Consider the following 15,161-nt stretch of genomic DNA (forward strand, 5'->3'; position numbering starts at 1 on the left):
TGTGAAGCGACCTGCGGGACCCCATCTCAGCAGGTCCCGCGACGGCGGCGCGGTTGACTCGCCCCCGGCCATCCGATTTACAGCAGTTCAAATCCCTCATCCGGAAACGGTCATGCTCGACAAGAATTACGACGCGGCCGCGGTCGAGCCGCGCATCTATGAAACATGGGAAGGCAAGGGCGCCTTCAAGGCAGGCGCCGGAGCCGAACCCGGCGCCGAGACCTTCTCCATCGTCATCCCGCCGCCGAACGTCACCGGCTCGCTGCATATGGGCCACGCGCTCAACAACACGCTGCAGGACGTCCTCGTCCGCTTCGAGCGCATGCGCGGCAAGGACGTGCTCTGGCAGGTCGGCCTCGACCATGCCGGCATCGCGACGCAGATGGTCGTCGAGCGCCAGATGATGGAGCGGCAGGAGCCGAACCGCCGCGAGATCGGCCGTGACGCCTTCGTCGAGAAGATCTGGAAGTGGAAGGCCGAATCCGGCGGCACGATCATCGGCCAGCTGAAGCGCCTCGGCGCCTCGGCCGACTGGTCGCGCGAGCGCTTCACCATGGACGAGGGCCTGTCGAAGGCCGTGCTCAAGGTGTTCGTCGAGCTCTATCGCGGCGGCCTGATCTACAAGGACAAGCGCCTCGTCAACTGGGACCCGAAGCTGGAGACGGCGATCTCCGACCTCGAGGTCATCCAGGTCGAGACGAAGGGCAAGCTGTATCATTTCCGCTACCCGATCGAGGGCAAGACCTTCGATCCCGACGATGCGACCACCTACATCACGGTTGCGACGACCCGGCCGGAGACGATGCTGGGCGACACGGCCGTCGCCGTGCATCCGGAGGATGAGCGCTACCAGGCCTTCGTCGCCGCGGGCGCGCATGCGATCCTGCCGCTCGTCGGCCGACGCATTCCGATCGTCGCGGACGAGTATTCCGATCCGGAGAAGGGCTCGGGCGCGGTCAAGATCACGCCGGCGCACGACTTCAACGATTTCGAGGTCGGCCGCCGTCACAATCTGCCGATGATCTCGGTGCTCGACCGCCAGGCGAATGTCGCCATCGCCGGCAACGCCGATTTCCTGGAGGGGCTGAACAAGACCGAGGCGCTCGCCGAGACGATTGCCGCCTTCGAGGGCCTCGACCGCTTCACGGTCCGCAATTCCGTCGTCGCGATGCTGGAAGAGCAGGGCTATCTCGACCACATCGAGGAGCATGCCCACACCGTCCCGCACGGCGATCGCGGCGGCGTGCCGATCGAGCCGTTCCTGACCGAGCAGTGGTATGTCGACGCGCACACGCTGGCGCAGCCGGCAATCGCCTCCGTTCGCGAGGGCCGCACGGACTTCGTCCCGAAGACCTGGGAAAAGACCTATTACGAGTGGATGGACAACATCCAGCCCTGGTGCATTTCGCGCCAGCTCTGGTGGGGCCATCAGATTCCGGCCTGGTACGGCCCGGATGGCAAGTTCTTCGTCGCCTATGACGAGGCCGAGGCGGCGACGCTCGCGGCTGCGCATTACGGCGCGCCGGTCGCGCTGACGCGCGACGAGGACGTGCTCGACACCTGGTTCTCCTCGGCACTGTGGCCGTTCTCGACGCTCGGCTGGCCGGACGAGACCAACGAACTCGCCCGCTACTATCCGACCAGCGTGCTGATCACCGGCTTCGACATCATCTTCTTCTGGGTCGCGCGGATGATGATGATGGGCCTGCACTTCATGAAGGACGAGAACGGCACGCCGGTCGAGCCCTTCAAGGACATCTACATGCACGCCCTCGTCCGCGACGAGAAGGGCGCCAAGATGTCGAAGTCGAAGGGCAACGTCATCGATCCGCTCAGCCTGATCGACGAGTTCGGCGCCGACGCCCTGCGCTTCACGCTGACGGCGATGGCGGCGCAGGGCCGCGACATCAAGCTGGCGACGAGCCGCGTCGAGGGCTATCGCAACTTCGCGACCAAGCTCTGGAACGCCTCGCGCTTCGCCGAGATGAACGGCGCGACGCGGGTGGCCGGCTTCGAGCCGTCGACGGCCAAGGAGCGGCTGAACCGCTGGATCGCCACCGAGACGACGCGCACCGCGCGCGCCGTGACGGAGGCGCTCGAGGCCTACCGCTTCAACGACGCCGCCAACGCGCTCTACCGCTTCGTCTGGAACTCGTTCTGCGACTGGTATCTGGAGCTGGTCAAGCCGGTGCTGAACGGCGAGGACGAGGCCGCCAAGGCCGAGACCCGCGCCACCATCGGCTGGACGCTCGACCGCATCGTCACGCTGCTGCACCCCTTCATGCCCTTCATCACCGAAGAGCTCTGGGACCGCACCGCCGACGAGGGATCGAGCCGCGACAAGCTGCTGGTTCTCACGTCCTGGCCGAAGCTCGACTTCGAGGACGCGGCGGCCGCGGCCGAGATCAACTGGCTCGTCGACCTGATTTCGTCGATCCGCTCGGTCCGCTCCGAGATCAACGTGCCGCCGGGCGCCATGGTGCCGCTGCTCATCGTCGGCGCCTCGGCCGAGACGACGGCGCGCCTCGCGACGCATGACGCGCTGATCAAGCGGCTCGCGCGCGCCTCGGACATTTCGGCCGCCGACGCGCCGCCGAAGGGCGCCGTGCAGACGGTCGTCGGCGAGGCCACGATCGCCCTGCCGCTCGCCGGCGTCATCGACCTCGACGCCGAGCGCGCCCGCCTCGGCAAGGAGCTCGACAAGGCGGCCAAGGAGATCGGCAAGATCGAGGCGAAGCTCGGCAACGAGAACTTCGTGTCGCGCGCGCCGGAAGAGGTGATCGACGAGCAGCGCGAGCGCCTCGCCGAAGCGCAGGAGCTGACGGCGAAGATCACCGCCGCGCTGGAGCGCCTGAAGGACTGACCGGCTCCGGTTTTTTGGACGTTCGATTGCAGAAGGGCTCGCGGCAACGTCGCGGGCCCTTTTTTTTGTTTCGGGGGCAGGTCTTAAGACGAGCCAGCCGAAGAGGGCTTTTCCTCACCTCTCCCTGAGGGAGAGGTCGACGGCCGCAGGCCGGTGGGTTGGGAAGTAGGAACCTTGTCCCCCCCCCCGACCATCATCCTGAGGTGCCCGGCGAAGCCGGGCCTCGAAGGAGGGTCCAGGGAACCGCCTCGGAACGGATTTCGGCAGACCTTGTCTCCCACTGCAGTGCTCCGCTGAATCCTCCTTCGAGGCTTCGCTAACGCGAAGCACCTCAGGATGATGGTGGAGCCGGTCGGTCAGTATGGAAGGCACTGGGGTTTGGGCAGCTGCCACCGGGTACCTGAACATCAATCCGGGGTCCTGATTTCGAATTACAGGCCAGACACTCAGGACGATGGTCGAGCTTCTAAAAGGCAGCCTGCGAGAATCGGGGAAAGGTCACACGCCTCGACGGGGCAAATGAGACAAACAAAAAAGGCCCGCGACATCGTCGCGGGCCTTTTGATTCTCAGCAGTAAGAACGCTCAGCCGTCGTTGCGGTCGCGCTTCTTGAAGCCGGGCTTGAAGCCAGGCTTGCCACCGGGCTTGCCGCCCGGCTTGAAGCCGGCGCGACGGGTCGGCTTCTTGCCGGGGCCACGGGCACCGGCGCCACCGGCGGGCGCGCCGTCCGCCGGCTCGATGCGGATTTCTTCCTCACCGCCGCGACGCAGCGCCACCATAAAGCGATCGGCCGCGTCGGCCGCGATCTCGAACCGCGTGTCGCGCTCGAAGATCTTGATTGCGCCGATCTCGTTCTTGGTGACGTGGCCACGACGGCAGATCAGCGGCAGCAGCCACTTGGGATCGGCGTTCTTCTGGTGGCCGACGCTCATGCGGAACCAGACCATGTCCTGCTGCGGGCGCTCGACGCGGCCGTTCTCGCTGCCGGGACCGCTGGTCGGCCACTGGCCGTCATTGTCGCGGGGCGCGCGGGGCGGGCGTTCGCCGCGCGGGGCGTCGCGATCGCCGCGCTCGTGGCGCGGGCCGTCCCGGCGCGGCTTCGAATCGCGCGGGCCGCGCTCCTGCTGCTGGCCGGGATCGAACAGATCCTCCGGCGACGGCAGGCGGGCGCGGTAGGTGCGGATCAGCGCGGCCGCGATCTCCTCGGCGGAGCGCTGGCCAACCAGCTCGCGAACCAGCACCGCGTCCTCCTCGGAAGCCGGCTCGACCCGCAGCAGGCTCTCGAGCAGCCGCTCCTGATCCTTGGCGCGGATCTCGTCGGCGGACGGCGCGGCGGTCCAGTAGGCGTCGACGCCGGCGGCGTTGATCAGGCGGAGCGCCTTGGCGCGATTCGTGTAGGGAACGAGCAGGGCCGAGACGCCCTTGCGCCCGGCGCGGCCGGTACGGCCCGAACGGTGCAGAAGGATCGCGGGGCCGGTCGGCAGCTCGGCATGGATCACCAGGCCGAGATCGGGAAGATCGAGGCCACGCGCGGCGACGTCGGTCGCGACGCAGACGCGCGCCCGGCCGTCACGCAGCGCCTGCAGGGCATGCATGCGCTCGGTCTGGCTCAGCTCGCCCGAGAGCGCCACCACCTCGAAGCCGCGCTCCTGCAGGCCGGCGTGGACCCGCTTCACCGACTCGCGCGTCGAGCAGAAGACGAGGGCGGCCGGCTGCTCGTAGAATCGCAGCACGTTGACGACGGCGAGGTCGATCTCGTTCGGCGCGACGCGGAAGGCGCGATATTCGATGTCGCCATGCGGCTGGCTCTGGTCGATCGTGTCGATGCGGAGCGCGTCGCGCTGATACTGGCGGGCCAGACGGACGATCTCGCGCGGCAGGGTCGCCGAGAACAGCAGCGTGCGGCGCTCCTTCGGCGACGCGTCGAGAATCAGCTCCAGATCTTCCTTGAAGCCGAGATCGAGCATCTCGTCCGCCTCGTCGAGAACAACGACCCGGAGCTTGGAGATGTCGAGGCGGCCGCGTTCCAGATGGTCGCGCAGGCGGCCCGGCGTGCCGACGACGATATGCGCGCCCATGTCGAGCGCGCGCGCTTCGCGGCGCACGTCCATGCCGCCGACGCAGGAGGCGATTCGGGCGCCGGCCGGGCCATAGAGCCAGATCAGCTCGCGCTGCACCTGGAGCGCCAGCTCGCGCGTCGGCGCGATGATCAGCGCCAGCGGCTCCGCCGCCGGGCCGAAGCTCTCTTCGGTGCCGAGCAGCGTCGAGGCGAAGGCGAGGCCATAGGCGACGGTCTTGCCGGAACCGGTCTGCGCCGAGACCAGCAGATCATTCTCGCCGACATTGTCCTGGAGGACGGCGGTTTGGACGGGGGTCAGCGTTTCATAGCCCTTTTCCGCGAGGGCGCGGGCGAGGGCCGGGTTCTGGACGAGCGAAACCATAGGGGACGAAGCCTGAAATTGGAGAAGCATTCCGGGTCGCGGACAAACAGTTCGCGAGCGGTGAAGGTTCATGCGGAATGCGAGTTGCGCCTCCCATACCCCGGACAGCGCCATTAGCCAAGGATTCTCTGTCATCCATGCGGTCGCACGCCCCTATGCGGAGGGAGACGGGCGGTGCGTTCGGGCAGGGGCGGGCGCTGCTCGCGGCCCGAAGCGTTCAGAAAGCTGTGATCAACAGGTTCATCCGGTTTGGCGCCCACGGCGGAAACCCCGCGTTAATCGTCTTGCCCCATGATTTGTTCATCATGTTGCATCGCGTTCACAGTCCCTCATGACCACACGCCAGCGTAAGCACTCCAAACTCCGGTGGTTCATCCTTCCGCTCGGCTCGCTCGCCGTGATGGGCTATTTCGCCTACCATTCCTTCAATGGCGACTACGGTATCTGGTCGCGCGAGCGCATGGAGCGGGAAGCGGTGCTGCTCGAGAAGGAACTGGCCCAACTCAAGGCGGAGCGCCACTCGCTCGTCGCGCGCACGCAGCTGCTCCGGCCGGAGAGCCTCGATCCCGACATGATCGACGAGCGCGCCCGCGCCAAGCTCAACGTCGCCCAGTCCGACGAGTTGGTGATCAGCGTTGCTGCAGTGCAGCAGACCCTGCAGCATTGATTGTAGAAAAAATTCGCGATGAACCAAATTCCGGTTCATCGATGTTTTTTGTAGTCAAGTCATGTAGTTGGCGCATGGCTCCGATGCTTCTCATGCATCTTGGAATGCCCAACGGCTTCGGATAACGTCCCGCCCATCAGTTTGGGAAACGCCCCGGAGAACAAGGCATGGCTGTAGCCAAAGCGAAAGTCGGCAGCAAATCTGCGCCGGCCGCCGGACGAAAGACTGCAGCGGTAAAGTCGGCCCCGTCGACCCCCGCAGAGAATTTCTCCAAGGAACAGGAACTCTTCGCCTATCGCGAGATGCTCCTGATCCGCCGCTTCGAGGAAAAGGCCGGCCAGATGTATGGCATGGGCCTGATCGGCGGCTTCTGCCACCTCTACATCGGTCAGGAAGCGGTCGTCGTCGGCATGCAGATGGCGATCCGCACCGGTGAGGACCAGACCATCACCAGCTATCGCGACCACGGCCACATGCTCGTCGCGGGCATGGACCCGAACGGCGTGATGGCAGAGCTGACCGGCCGGCGTAGCGGTTATTCGCACGGCAAGGGCGGCTCGATGCACATGTTCTCCATCGAGAAGCAGTTCTTCGGCGGCAACGGCATCGTCGGCGCGCAGGTGCCGCTCGGCACCGGCCTCGCCTTCGCCAACCGCTATCGCAAGACCGACAATGTCTGCCTGACCTATTTCGGCGACGGCGCTGCCAATCAGGGCCAGGTCTACGAGAGCTTCAACATGGCGCAGCTCTGGAAGCTGCCCGTGGTCTACGTCATCGAGAACAACCGCTACGCCATGGGCACGTCCGTTTCGCGCTCCTCGGCTCAGGTTGACTTCTCCCGTCGCGGCGTGTCGTTCGGCATTCCGGGCGAGAAGGTCGACGGCATGGACGTCCGCGCCGTCAAGGCGGCCGGCGACAAGGCCGTCGCCTGGTGCCGCGCCGGCAAGGGCCCCTACATCCTCGAGATCGAAACCTACCGCTATCGCGGCCACTCGATGTCCGACCCGGCCAAGTACCGGTCGAAGGATGAAGTCCAGAAGATGCGCAACGAGCACGATCCGATCGAGCAGGTTCGCAGCCGGCTGCTGGAGAAGAGCTGGGCGTCCGAGGACGATCTGAAGAAGATCGACGCCGAAGTACGTGAAATCGTGAACAATGCGGCGGAATTCGCCCAGAACGATCCCGAGCCGGATGTTTCCGAGCTCTGGACGGACATTGTGAAGTAAGGCCGGGAGAAGACGATGCCGATCGATATTCTGATGCCGGCCCTCTCGCCGACCATGGAGGAGGGCACGCTCTCCAAATGGCTCAAGAAGGAAGGCGACCAGGTCAAGTCCGGTGATGTGATCGCCGAGATCGAGACCGACAAGGCGACGATGGAAGTCGAAGCCGTCGACGAGGGCACGATCGCCAAGCTTCTCGTGCCGGAAGGCACCGAGAACGTGAAGGTGAACACCAAGATCGCCGTGCTCGCCGCCGATGGCGAGGATGCGTCCGCCGTGTCGAGTGCGCCGGCCGAGGCGCCGAAGGCCGCCGAAGCACCGGCCGCCGCCGCGCCGCAGGCCGCGGCAGCCGCGCCCGCTCCGGTCCCCGCCGCTCCCGTCGCCGTGACGATCGCCGCCGATCCGGATATTCCGGCCGGCACCACCTTCGTCTCGACCACCGTCCGCGAAGCGCTTCGCGACGCCATGGCCGAAGAGATGCGCCGTGACCCCAACGTCTTCGTCATGGGCGAGGAAGTCGCTGAATATCAGGGCGCCTACAAGGTCACGCAGGGCCTGCTGCAGGAATTCAGCGCCGATCGCGTCATCGATACGCCGATCACCGAGCACGGCTTTGCCGGTCTCGCCACCGGCGCGGCACTGGCCGGCCTGCGTCCGATCGTCGAGTTCATGACCTTCAACTTCGCCATGCAGGCGATCGACCAGATCATCAACTCGGCCGCCAAGACGCTCTACATGTCCGGCGGCCAGCTCGGTGCCCCGATCGTCTTCCGTGGCCCGAACGGCGCCGCGGCCCGCGTCGGCGCGCAGCATAGCCAGGACTTCTCGTCCTGGTACAGCCACATCCCCGGCCTCAAGGTCGTCGTGCCCTATACGGCCGCCGACGCCAAGGGCCTGCTCAAGGCAGCGATCCGCGATCCCAATCCGGTGATCTTCCTCGAGAACGAGATCCTCTACGGTCACGCGTTCGACGTGCCGCAGCTGGATGACTTCGTCCTGCCGATCGGCAAGGCGCGCATCCACAAGCCCGGCAAGGACGTCACCGTCGTCTCGTTCGGCATCGGCATGACCTATGCGACCAAGGCGGTCGCCGAGCTTGCCGAGCAGGGCATCGACGCCGAGCTGATCGACCTGCGCACGCTGCGTCCGCTCGACATCGACACGGTCATCGAGTCGGTCAAGAAGACCGGCCGCTGCGTGACGGTGGAAGAGGGCTGGCCGCAGAATTCGATCGGCTCGCACATCGCGTCCGAGCTGATGGAAAAGGCGTTCGATTACCTCGACGCGCCGGTTCTCAAGGTGACGGGCAAGGACGTTCCGATGCCTTACGCCGCGAACCTCGAGAAGCTTGCCCTGCCGAACGTCGGCGAAGTCGTCGCCGCCGTCAAAGCCGTGACGTATCGGTAACGCCATGGCCGGACACAAACGCGAGCTGGAAATTCCGCCCGGCGCCCTGGAATCGGAGGAGGCCGCGGAAGTGTTCCGCGCCTGGATCGTCGACAAGGGTCTCGATGTCAGCTTCCGGACGGCCTTTGACAGCCCGTCCACTTGGGGCATCCTGCTGGTCGACATAGCTCGCCATGTCGCGCGCGGCTTTGCCAGCGACGGCGTCTGCTCGGAAGAGCAGGCGCTGGAGCAGATCAAGGCCATGTTCGACGCCGAGTGGGATCGTCCGACCGATCTGGGCACGACTGACACACGCCAATAGGTGCTTTATGCCGATCAATATCCTGATGCCCGCGCTTTCGCCGACCATGGAAGAGGGCAACCTCGCCAAGTGGAACGTGAAGGTTGGCGACAAGGTCAAGTCGGGCGATGTCATCGCCGAGATCGAGACCGACAAGGCGACGATGGAAGTCGAATCCATCGATGAAGGCACCGTTGGCCAGCTGCTGGTGCCCGAGGGCGCGCAAGGCGTGAAGGTCAACGCGCTGATCGCCGTGCTTCTGGCGGAAGGCGAAGATGCCGGCGCCATCGGCGCCGCGCCCGCCGCTGCCCCGGCGCCCGCTGCGGCTCCGGCCGCGGCACCCGCTCCGGCAGCATCAGCCCCGGCCGCGACGCCTGCTCCGGCGGCGCCGACAGCGGCTCCCGCAGCACCGGCGGCGGCTCCCGCGGCCCAGGCCGGCGATCGCGTCTTCGCGTCGCCGCTGGCCCGCCGCATCGCCAAGGAAGCCGGCATCGACCTTTCCAAGGTCAACGGCTCCGGTCCGCATGGCCGCGTCGTCCAGGCCGATGTCGAGGCTGCCAAGCAGGGTGGCGCCGCCAAGGCCGCGCCGGCTCCCGCCGCGGCACCGGCACCTGCCGCCGCGACCGCTGCCCCGGCTCACTCCGGCCCGACCGACGCGCAGACGCTCAAGCTGTTCGCCGAAGGCTCGTACGATCTCGTGCCGCATGACAACATGCGCAAGACGATCGCCCGCCGCCTGACGGAATCGAAGCAGAACGTCCCGCACTTCTACGTCACGGTGGATACCGAGCTGGACGCGCTGCTGGCGCTGCGCGAGCAGATCAACACCGCCGCGCCGAAGGATGCCGACGGCAAGCCGGCCTACAAGGTCTCGGTCAACGACATGGTCATCAAGGCCATGGCGCTGGCGCTGAAGAAGGTGCCGGGCGCCAACGCGTCGTGGACCGATGGCGGCATGCTCGTCCACAAGGTGGTCGATGTCGGCGTCGCCGTCTCGATCCCCGGCGGCCTGATCACCCCGGTCGTCCGCAATGCCGAGACCAAGTCGCTCTCGACCATCTCGAACGAGATGAAGGACCTGGCCAAGCGGGCGCGCGAGCGCAAGCTGAAGCCGGAGGAATACCAGGGCGGCACGACCTCGGTCTCCAACCTCGGCATGTTCGGCGTCAAGGACTTCGCGGCGATCATCAACCCGCCGCATGCGACGATCCTCGCGGTCGGCGCGGGCATCCAGCAGCCGGTCGTGCGCGGCGGCGAGATCAAGATCGCGACCATCATGTCGGTCACGCTCTCGACCGACCATCGCGTCGTCGACGGCGCGCTCGGGGCCGAGCTCCTGCAGGCCTTCAAGGGCTACATCGAGAAGCCCATGGCGATGCTGGTCTGATCCAGCGCCGTCCTTTCGGCTCCCTTCTCCAAGCGGGGAGGGAGCCGCAAAACCCTTCACGTCAGCGAGACGAACATGGCCGCACCCTACGACGTCATCATCATCGGCTCCGGCCCGGGCGGCTATGTCGCCGCCATCCGCGCCGCCCAGCTCGGCCTCAAGACGGCCGTCGTCGAGAAGAGCCATCTCGGCGGTATCTGCCTGAACTGGGGCTGCATCCCGACCAAGGCGCTGCTGCGCTCGGCCGAGGTCTACCACTATTTCGAACACGCCTCCGACTACGGCCTCTCGGCTGACAAGGTCGGCTTCGACATGGCCGCGATCACCAAGCGTTCGCGCGGCGTCGCCGGCCAGCTGAACCAGGGCGTCACCGGCCTCCTGAAGAAGAACAAGGTCGACGTGATCTGGGGTACGGCCGAGATCACCGCGCCCGGCAAGATTTCGGTCAAGGCGGCCGAGAATCCGCCGAAGAACGCGCTCGGCGGCGGCGACTACGAGGCGAAGAACATCGTCATCGCGACGGGCGCTCGCCCGCGCGCGCTGCCCGGCATCGAGCCGGACAAGAAGCAGATCTGGACCTATTTCGAGGCCATGGTGCCCGAGAGCCTGCCGAAGTCGCTGCTCGTCATCGGCTCCGGCGCGATCGGCATCGAGTTCGCATCCTTCTACCGGACGATGGGCTCCGAGGTGACGGTCGTCGAGGTCCTGCCGCAGATCCTGCCGGTCGAGGATGAGGAGATCGCCGCGCACGCCCGCAAGCGCTTCGAGAAGCAGGGCATCAAGATCCTGACGAGCGCCAAGGTGACCAAGGTCGTCAAGGCGGCGAACTCGGTCACGGCGACGATCGAGACGGCAGACGGCAAGACCCAGGAGATCACCACCGAGAAGCTCATCTCGGCGGTCGGCGTCGTCGGCAATATCGAGGGCCTCGGGCTCGAGAAGCTCGGCGTCAAGACGGATCGCGGCTGCGTCGTCGCCGACGGCGTCGGCAAGACCAACGTTCCCGGCGTCTGGGCGATCGGCGACGTCGCCGGCCCGCCGATGCTGGCGCACAAGGCCGAGCATGAGGGCGTCATCACCGTCGAGGCGATCGCCGGCCTGCATCCGCACCTGATGGACAAGGCCAAGATCCCGGGCTGCACCTACTGCAACCCGCAGATCGCCTCGGTCGGTCTCACGGAGAAGAAGGCGAGGGAAGCTGGCTACGACATCCGCGTCGGCAAGTTCCCCTTCATCGGCAACGGCAAGGCGATCGCGCTCGGCGAACCCGAGGGCCTGGTGAAGACGATCTTCGACAAGAAGACCGGCCAGCTGCTCGGCGCCCATCTCGTCGGCGCGGAAGTGACCGAGCTGATCCAGGGCTTCGTCATCGCCATGAACCTCGAGACGACCGAGGAAGAGCTGATCAACGCCGTGTTCCCGCATCCGACCCTGTCGGAAACGATGCACGAGAGCGTGCTGTCGGCCTACGGTCGGGCGATCCATATCTGAGGTCCCATGCGGCGAAGCTTGCGACCATGTGTCTACATCGTCGCAAGCCGCCGGCACGGAACGCTCTACATTGGCGTGACCAGCAACATCGCGGCGAGGGCGTTGCAACACCGGGAAGGATTGGTCGAGGGATTTTCGAAGCGCTACGGCACCAAGATACTGGTGTTCTTCGAAATGCACGACACGATGGAATCCGCCATTCTTCGAGAGAAGCAGCTCAAGGAATGGCGGCGGGATTGGAAGATCCGCCTCATCGAGGAAAGCAACCCCGACTGGTCCGACCTCTACAGTTTGACGATGGAATGACGACATTTGCCGCCGTCATCCCGGCGAAGGCCGGGATCCATAAACACCGGCGGAGGTGTCCCGCGATGGACCCCGGCCGTCGCCGGGGTGACGGGCGAGCTGGATGATGGAATGGAGCGCTTCGGCGCGCTGAATGATCAGGACTCGGAAGACAAGTGCTCGGCATGGATACGAAAACAATCCTGATCTGGGTCGCCATCGGCCTGGTCGCCGGCTGGCTCGCCAGCATCGTCGTCGGTGGCGGCGGCTTCATCCGCAACATCATCACGGGGCTGATCGGCGCCGTGGTCGGCGGATTTCTGGTCAGCTACTTCAACGTGCCGGTCAATCTTGGCAATGAATTCGTCAACCAGATCGTCATCGCGGCCGGCGGCGCTGTCATCGTCGTGTTCCTGGCGCGGTTGATTGCATGACGGCCATGCGCGACACAAAGCTGGTGTTGCGCACGGTCTTCCCCCATATGGTTCTAAGAATGACAGATCGGGGCTCATCATGAACGGTGTCGGCATTTTCGCGACGATCATCATCGGCATCCTCGCCGGCTGGATCGCGTCCCGCGCGATGGAACGCCGGCAAGGGTTGATCCTCAATCTGATCGTCGGCCTCGTCGGCGCCTGGATCGGCGCCGCGCTCGCCGCCGCGTTCAACATCCATTTCGCAGGGTTCGTCGGCAGCCTGGTGGTCTCGACCGTCGGCGCCATCGTCCTGCTGTTCCTGCTCAGCCTCCTGCGCCGCGCGTAAGGGGAGTTCGGAGTTACCATGGTCGTCGTGCTCGATACGCGTACCGGCAAGGATCTGCGGCCGCGCCATCCGGAAAAGGCGAACCGCCCGGAAACACCGTTGCTGCGCAAGCCGGACTGGATCCGCGTCCGCGCGCCGGGCTCGCCGGTCTATCGCGAGACGCAGGAGATCGTGAAGAAGAACGGTCTCGTGACCGTCTGCGAGGAAGCCGGCTGCCCGAACATCGGCGAATGCTGGTCGAAGAAGCACGCGACCTTCATGATCATGGGCGACACCTGCACGCGCGCCTGTGCCTTCTGCAACGTGCGCACCGGCATGCCGGAAGCGCTCGACCGCGCCGAGCCGGAGAAGGTGGCAGAAGCCGTCGCCAAGCTCGGCCTCGAGCATGTCGTCATCACCTCGGTCGACCGTGACGATCTCGCCGATGGCGGCGCCCAGCACTTCGCCGACGTGATCTACGCGATCCGCCGTGCGGCACCAGGCACCACCATCGAGATCCTGACGCCGGACTTCCTGCGCAAGCCGGGCGCGCTCGAAGTGGTCGTCGAGGCTCGCCCCGACGTCTTCAACCACAATCTCGAGACGGTGCCGTCCAAGTATCTGAAGGTGCGCCCCGGCGCCCGCTACTTCCATTCGCTGCGCCTGCTGCAGCGGGTGAAGGAACTCGATCCCAACATGTTCACCAAGTCCGGCATCATGGTCGGCCTCGGCGAGGAGCGGAACGAGATCCTGCAGCTGATGGACGATCTGCGCGTCGCCGAGGTCGACTTCATGACCATCGGCCAGTACCTGCAGCCGAGCCGCAAGCATCACCCGGTGATCCGCTTCGTCACCCCGGACGAGTTCAAGTCGTTCGAGACGATCGCCTATGCCAAGGGCTTCCTGATGGTGTCGTCGAGCCCGCTGACGCGCTCGTCGCACCACGCCGGCGAGGATTTCGCCCGGCTGCGCGCCGCGCGTCAGGCGCAGCACCAGGTCTGATCGCGATGCCGAGCTTCTCGACCGAACACGAGGTCGGTCATTCGGCCACGGAGATGTTCGATCTCGTCGCCGACGTGGAGAAATATCCGCAGTTCGTCCCGCTCTGCGAGCGGCTGGTGATCCGCGGCCGCAAGCCGGACGGCAACCGCGAGATCCTGATCGCCGACATGACGGTCGCCTACAAGATCGTCCGCGAGACCTTCACCACCAAGGTCGTGCTGGACCGTGAAGCGGGCACGATCCGCGCCGAATATCTCGACGGGCCGTTCAAGCATCTCGACAATGTCTGGGCGTTCAAGCCGATCGATGACGCACGCAGCACCGTGAGCTTCGCGATCGACTACGAGTTCCGCTCGCGGACGCTCTCGGCGCTGATGGGCACCGTCTTCGACAAGGCGTTCCGGAAGTTCTCGGACGCCTTCGAGAAGCGGGCGGACGCCATCTATGGCGGCATCCCTCAGGTCAGCACGTAGTTCACCGGCTTGACCGGCTCGGGCAGCTCCGCTTCGCCCAGCATTTCCCGCAACGTCGTCTCGATCATCGTCGACATGCCGTCGAGCGCGAGGTCGTTCGCCGCCGTGCCGAACGGCTCTTCCAGCTGGTCGCTCAGCGCCTCCAGCGCATAGAAGGTGTAGGCGAGGAAGGCGACGATCAGCGGCGTCAGCACGCCGATCGAATCGACCAGCCCGAACGGCAGCAGGAAGCAGTAGAGATAGATCGTCCGGTGCAGGATCACCGAATAGGTGAAGGGCAGCGGGGTGCCCGCCAGCCGCTCGCAGGCGCCCAGCACGTCCGAGAGCGCATCGAGATGCCGCTCCATCGCCGTCACCAGGATCGGGTCGATCTCGCCGGCCCGGCGCAGGTTGGCAATCAGGCCGCCGATATGAAGCAGGATCACCGCAGGTCGGAACTGCGCGGCCGCGAGCGGTCCGTCGACGAAATCGGCCGGCAGGAACCTTTTCAAATCGGGCAGGGGATCGCTGCGGCGGAGCTGGTGGCGCAGCGCATGGGTGAAGGCGATGGTCGCATAGATGATCGCGCGCGCCGCCGCCGGATCATCCTGCAGCGTCAGCGCCTGGCGGGCCAGCGAACGGGCATGGATCAGCAGCGCCCCCCATTGCTTGCGCGCCTCCCAGAATCGGTCGTAGCTGGCGCTGTTGCGGAAGCCGAGAAAGATCGCGATCGCGATGCCGATCAGCGAGAACGGCACGAAGGTCAGCGTCACCTTGAACGAGAAGAGCCGGCCGTGCAGCAAGGTCACGATCGTCGCGAAGGCGGCGGTGAGCAGGAGCTGCGGCAGGATGATCGGCAGCACCGAGCCGCGCCAGACGAGGATCATGCCGAACCAGTTCGGCCGCTTGCGGACGATCATTC

The 15,161-nt window shown here is 65.8% G+C and carries 14 protein-coding genes; 12 read left to right on the forward strand and 2 right to left on the reverse strand.

Going from position 1 to position 15,161, the window contains the following annotated elements; genetic code table 11:
• Nucleotides 1-112: 112 nt before the first annotated feature.
• Complete coding sequence (locus AC6HZP_RS12720; RefSeq protein WP_497523170.1) at nt 113-2,863, forward strand: valine--tRNA ligase; 2,751 nt, start codon at nt 113-115, stop codon at nt 2,861-2,863.
• A gap of 584 nt (nt 2,864-3,447) precedes the next feature.
• Here AC6HZP_RS12720 and AC6HZP_RS12725 read toward each other — a convergent pair.
• Nucleotides 3,448-5,304: a DEAD/DEAH box helicase gene (locus AC6HZP_RS12725; RefSeq protein WP_497523171.1), complete on the reverse strand. Its 1,857-nt coding sequence runs from the start codon at nt 5,302-5,304 to the stop codon at nt 3,448-3,450.
• Between the two features lie 331 nt (nt 5,305-5,635).
• Here AC6HZP_RS12725 and AC6HZP_RS12730 point away from each other — a divergent pair, with 331 nt between their 5' ends.
• The 11 genes from AC6HZP_RS12730 (at nt 5,636) to AC6HZP_RS12780 (ending at nt 14,260) form a co-directional block, all read left to right on the forward strand.
• The gene (locus tag AC6HZP_RS12730) at nt 5,636-5,971 is read left to right on the forward strand and encodes an FtsB family cell division protein (protein WP_497523172.1); all 336 of its coding nucleotides are present in this window, start codon (nt 5,636-5,638) and stop codon (nt 5,969-5,971) included.
• Nucleotides 5,972-6,138: 167 nt separating this feature from the next.
• Nucleotides 6,139-7,197, forward strand: coding sequence for a pyruvate dehydrogenase (acetyl-transferring) E1 component subunit alpha (pdhA, locus tag AC6HZP_RS12735; protein WP_201403903.1), 1,059 nt, complete (start codon nt 6,139-6,141; stop codon nt 7,195-7,197).
• Between the two features lie 15 nt (nt 7,198-7,212).
• The gene (locus AC6HZP_RS12740) at nt 7,213-8,601 is read left to right on the forward strand and encodes a pyruvate dehydrogenase complex E1 component subunit beta (protein WP_201403904.1); all 1,389 of its coding nucleotides are present in this window, start codon (nt 7,213-7,215) and stop codon (nt 8,599-8,601) included.
• A gap of 4 nt (nt 8,602-8,605) precedes the next feature.
• On the forward strand, nt 8,606-8,902 hold the full coding sequence (locus AC6HZP_RS12745) for a DUF5076 domain-containing protein (protein ID WP_201403905.1): 297 nt from the start codon (nt 8,606-8,608) through the stop codon (nt 8,900-8,902).
• 7 nt (nt 8,903-8,909) lie between these two features.
• Nucleotides 8,910-10,268, forward strand: coding sequence for a pyruvate dehydrogenase complex dihydrolipoamide acetyltransferase (locus AC6HZP_RS12750; RefSeq protein WP_497523173.1), 1,359 nt, complete (start codon nt 8,910-8,912; stop codon nt 10,266-10,268).
• 75 nt (nt 10,269-10,343) lie between these two features.
• Nucleotides 10,344-11,759 (forward strand): dihydrolipoyl dehydrogenase, encoded by a 1,416-nt coding sequence (lpdA, locus tag AC6HZP_RS12755; protein WP_497523174.1) that lies wholly within the window; start codon nt 10,344-10,346, stop codon nt 11,757-11,759.
• A 6-nt stretch (nt 11,760-11,765) separates the two neighbouring features.
• Nucleotides 11,766-12,065: a GIY-YIG nuclease family protein gene (locus AC6HZP_RS12760; RefSeq protein WP_201403908.1), complete on the forward strand. Its 300-nt coding sequence runs from the start codon at nt 11,766-11,768 to the stop codon at nt 12,063-12,065.
• A 164-nt stretch (nt 12,066-12,229) separates the two neighbouring features.
• Nucleotides 12,230-12,478: a GlsB/YeaQ/YmgE family stress response membrane protein gene (locus AC6HZP_RS12765; RefSeq protein ID WP_497523175.1), complete on the forward strand. Its 249-nt coding sequence runs from the start codon at nt 12,230-12,232 to the stop codon at nt 12,476-12,478.
• A gap of 79 nt (nt 12,479-12,557) precedes the next feature.
• Complete coding sequence (locus AC6HZP_RS12770; protein ID WP_201403910.1) at nt 12,558-12,806, forward strand: GlsB/YeaQ/YmgE family stress response membrane protein; 249 nt, start codon at nt 12,558-12,560, stop codon at nt 12,804-12,806.
• Nucleotides 12,807-12,824: 18 nt separating this feature from the next.
• Entirely contained in the window at nt 12,825-13,787 is a 963-nt protein-coding gene (lipA, locus tag AC6HZP_RS12775; RefSeq protein ID WP_201403911.1) for a lipoyl synthase, read from the forward strand.
• A 5-nt stretch (nt 13,788-13,792) separates the two neighbouring features.
• Complete coding sequence (locus AC6HZP_RS12780) at nt 13,793-14,260, forward strand: type II toxin-antitoxin system RatA family toxin (protein ID WP_201403912.1); 468 nt, start codon at nt 13,793-13,795, stop codon at nt 14,258-14,260.
• Here AC6HZP_RS12780 and AC6HZP_RS12785 read toward each other — a convergent pair.
• Nucleotides 14,245-15,159, reverse strand: a complete 915-nt coding sequence (locus AC6HZP_RS12785) for a bestrophin family protein (protein ID WP_497523176.1) — start codon at nt 15,157-15,159, stop codon at nt 14,245-14,247. The two genes, AC6HZP_RS12780 and AC6HZP_RS12785, sit on opposite strands and share 16 nt — an antisense overlap.
• Between the last annotated feature and the right edge of the window lie 2 nt (nt 15,160-15,161).

Source organism: Kaistia sp. SLG-1 (assembly GCF_059699055.1).

What these genes read in the sequence shown, in the direction of transcription:
- AC6HZP_RS12720 (WP_497523170.1), top strand. Translation starts at nt 113, where the DNA reads ATGCTCGACAAGAATTACGACGCGGCCGCGGTCGAGCCGCGCATCTAT.
- AC6HZP_RS12725 (WP_497523171.1), bottom strand. Translation starts at nt 5,304, where the DNA reads ATGGTTTCGCTCGTCCAGAACCCGGCCCTCGCCCGCGCCCTCGCGGAA.
- AC6HZP_RS12730 (WP_497523172.1), top strand. Translation starts at nt 5,636, where the DNA reads ATGACCACACGCCAGCGTAAGCACTCCAAACTCCGGTGGTTCATCCTT.
- pdhA (WP_201403903.1), top strand. Translation starts at nt 6,139, where the DNA reads ATGGCTGTAGCCAAAGCGAAAGTCGGCAGCAAATCTGCGCCGGCCGCC.
- AC6HZP_RS12740 (WP_201403904.1), top strand. Translation starts at nt 7,213, where the DNA reads ATGCCGATCGATATTCTGATGCCGGCCCTCTCGCCGACCATGGAGGAG.
- AC6HZP_RS12745 (WP_201403905.1), top strand. Translation starts at nt 8,606, where the DNA reads ATGGCCGGACACAAACGCGAGCTGGAAATTCCGCCCGGCGCCCTGGAA.
- AC6HZP_RS12750 (WP_497523173.1), top strand. Translation starts at nt 8,910, where the DNA reads ATGCCGATCAATATCCTGATGCCCGCGCTTTCGCCGACCATGGAAGAG.
- lpdA (WP_497523174.1), top strand. Translation starts at nt 10,344, where the DNA reads ATGGCCGCACCCTACGACGTCATCATCATCGGCTCCGGCCCGGGCGGC.
- AC6HZP_RS12760 (WP_201403908.1), top strand. Translation starts at nt 11,766, where the DNA reads ATGCGGCGAAGCTTGCGACCATGTGTCTACATCGTCGCAAGCCGCCGG.
- AC6HZP_RS12765 (WP_497523175.1), top strand. Translation starts at nt 12,230, where the DNA reads ATGGATACGAAAACAATCCTGATCTGGGTCGCCATCGGCCTGGTCGCC.
- AC6HZP_RS12770 (WP_201403910.1), top strand. Translation starts at nt 12,558, where the DNA reads ATGAACGGTGTCGGCATTTTCGCGACGATCATCATCGGCATCCTCGCC.
- lipA (WP_201403911.1), top strand. Translation starts at nt 12,825, where the DNA reads ATGGTCGTCGTGCTCGATACGCGTACCGGCAAGGATCTGCGGCCGCGC.
- AC6HZP_RS12780 (WP_201403912.1), top strand. Translation starts at nt 13,793, where the DNA reads ATGCCGAGCTTCTCGACCGAACACGAGGTCGGTCATTCGGCCACGGAG.
- AC6HZP_RS12785 (WP_497523176.1), bottom strand. Translation starts at nt 15,159, where the DNA reads ATGATCGTCCGCAAGCGGCCGAACTGGTTCGGCATGATCCTCGTCTGG.